At 62.0% G+C, this 2,167-nt stretch carries 2 protein-coding genes and 1 pseudogene; 2 read left to right on the top strand and 1 reads right to left on the bottom strand.

Annotated elements, in window-relative coordinates; genetic code table 11:
• Positions 1 to 350 (top strand): annotated as a pseudogene (locus WA989_RS07545) (biopolymer transporter ExbB); the annotation flags it as partial.
• Between the two features lie 3 nt (positions 351 to 353).
• A complete protein-coding gene (locus WA989_RS07550) occupies positions 354 to 2,072 on the top strand; it encodes a peptidoglycan -binding protein (protein WP_424339892.1) in 1,719 nt (572 codons plus the stop codon).
• On the opposite strand, the gene WA989_RS07555 is transcribed toward WA989_RS07550, so the two are convergent.
• Positions 2,069 to 2,167, bottom strand: a complete 99-nt coding sequence (locus WA989_RS07555) for an RpiB/LacA/LacB family sugar-phosphate isomerase (protein ID WP_424339893.1) — start codon at positions 2,165 to 2,167, stop codon at positions 2,069 to 2,071. The two genes, WA989_RS07550 and WA989_RS07555, sit on opposite strands and share 4 nt — an antisense overlap.

Raw genomic sequence — 2,167 nt, forward strand, 5'->3', positions numbered from 1 at the left:
TGATGGATACCATCCAGATGATGATGGGTCAGGCGGACGTTGATCGCGAACGCAACGACCAGCGTTTCGACGCGCTTGCCGAGGCGATGCAACAGATGGTTCAGAACGAAACCGCCAGTACGAATACCGCGTTGCTCGAACGGGTGGCCCAGGGACAAGAGGCGCTGATCCGCAAACTCGATGACAGCGGCATGGAAGGGATCGACGCAGAGAGCCGCATGCGGCTGCGGTCGATCGACGTACAATTGTTGCGCATCCTTGAAGAGATGACCGCCGGCAGGCAGGAAAGCATCGCCGACTTGCGCGGCGACCTTGTCACTCTGGCGACTGCAATCAGAAGCCGGGGTTGATCCATGGCGCTGAGCCGCAGATCATCGAACAGGGTCCAGAACGCTATCTGGCCGGGCTTTGTAGACGCGATGACCGGGCTTCTGCTCGTGTTGATGTTCGTCCTCACGATCTTCATGGTGATCCAGTTCGTGCTGCGCGAGCAGATCACAGGACAGGAGACCGAGCTTGACGCACTGGGCAGTGAAGTTGCGGCCCTCATGGCGACACTCGGCCTTGAACGCGATCGCAGCGCCGCCCTCAGCGCGGATCTCGACGCTGCCAGCGCCGAGGCCGAGCGACAATCCAGCAGGATCGCCAGCCTGATCGCCGAACGCGACGCACAGGACCGGGCGCTGGCCGACGCCCAGAGCCAGATCACCGAATTCGAGGCTCAGGTCGCAGGTCTGCTGTCTGAAAGATCCGACGCGCTCGCCCGGATCGCGGGTCTCGAAGAAACCCAGTCCGAATTGATGTCCGAGCAGGAGGCGCTCAATCTTGCCCTTGCCGATGCGCGCAGCGAGATCGACGCCGGTATCGAGGCCGCACGCCTCGCAGCCGCCCGCCGCGAAGCGCTCGAAGCGCTTGTGGCGGATCTGGAAACCCAAACCGCCACACAGGAAGAGACGATCAGCGCGCTGGAAGCGGATGCACTGGTCGATGCCGCAGCCGCCGAAGCCCTGCGCGAGCGTCTTGCAAATGCCGATACCGAACTGACGGCGATGACGCTGAACCTCGAACGCCAGCGCCGGGAAGCCGAAGAAACACTGACCCTGCTGGCCGCCGCCGAAGCGGCGCAAGAGGAACTGGACCGGCTTCGCGGATCGCTCGCGGATGAAAACAACAGCCTCGAAGTGCAGCTTGCCGAGGCGCGGGTGCGGATCGGCGAACTAGAATCCGCGCTTGAAAACGCAACTGAAACCCGCTCCGACGAGGCCCGGCGGCAGGCCGAACTGCTCGCCCGCGCCAATGCCGCCCTCGCCGAAGAAGAGGCACTTTCAGCCGAAAGCCGACGCGAGATCGCGCTATTGAACGAACAGATCACCGAATTGCGCAGTCAGGTGGGCAACCTGCAGACCATGTTGAATATCTCCGAAGAAGCAGACCGCCAGGCGCAAATCCAGATCGAAACCCTCGGCGCGCAATTGAACACCGCCCTTGCCCGCGCCGTTTCCGAACAGCGCCGCCGCGCAGAACTTGAAGAGGCCGAACGTCTCAGGCTCGAGGAAGAAGCCGAAAGGCTCGCTGAAGAAGCGGCGCGGCTGGCCACGCAGACGGAAGACCTCGAACGGTTCCGCTCGGACTTTTTTGGTGAATTGCGCCAGATCCTGGAAGGCCAGGAACGCATCCGCATTGAAGGCGACCGGTTCATCTTTAATTCCGAGGTCCTGTTTGCGCCCGGCAGTGCCACGCTTTCGGCGGCAGGCGAAGCCGAGATCGCGAATATTTCTGACCTTCTCTTCGACATATCCGCCCAGATTCCTGATGGGATCGACTGGCTGATCCGGGTGGACGGGCACACCGACAGTACTCCCGTCAGCACCGGGAGTCGCTTCGAGGACAACTGGGAACTTTCACAGGCCCGGGCCCTGTCGGTGGTCCGTTTCATGTCCGAGGAATTGGGATTCGATCCCCGTAGATTGGCCGCAAACGGTTTTGGCGAACACCAGCCTATCAACCCGCTGGATACCCCCGAAGCGCGTGCGCAGAACCGCCGGATCGAGCTGAAACTGACCGAACGCTAGCCTTCGATCGCGGTGATCATGTCGACACGAGCGGCATGACGACCGCCCTCGAACGTTGCGTCGAGAAAGGCATCGACGATCTCGAGCGCCAGCAT

The organism is Henriciella sp. (genome assembly GCF_049649345.1).
GTDB lineage: Bacteria > Pseudomonadota > Alphaproteobacteria > Caulobacterales > Hyphomonadaceae > Henriciella.

Coding starts and splice junctions, on each gene's coding strand:
- WA989_RS07550 (WP_424339892.1), top strand. CDS start 354: ATGGCGCTGAGCCGCAGATCATCGAACAGGGTCCAGAACGCTATCTGG.
- WA989_RS07555 (WP_424339893.1), bottom strand. CDS start 2,167: ATGCTGGCGCTCGAGATCGTCGATGCCTTTCTCGACGCAACGTTCGAG.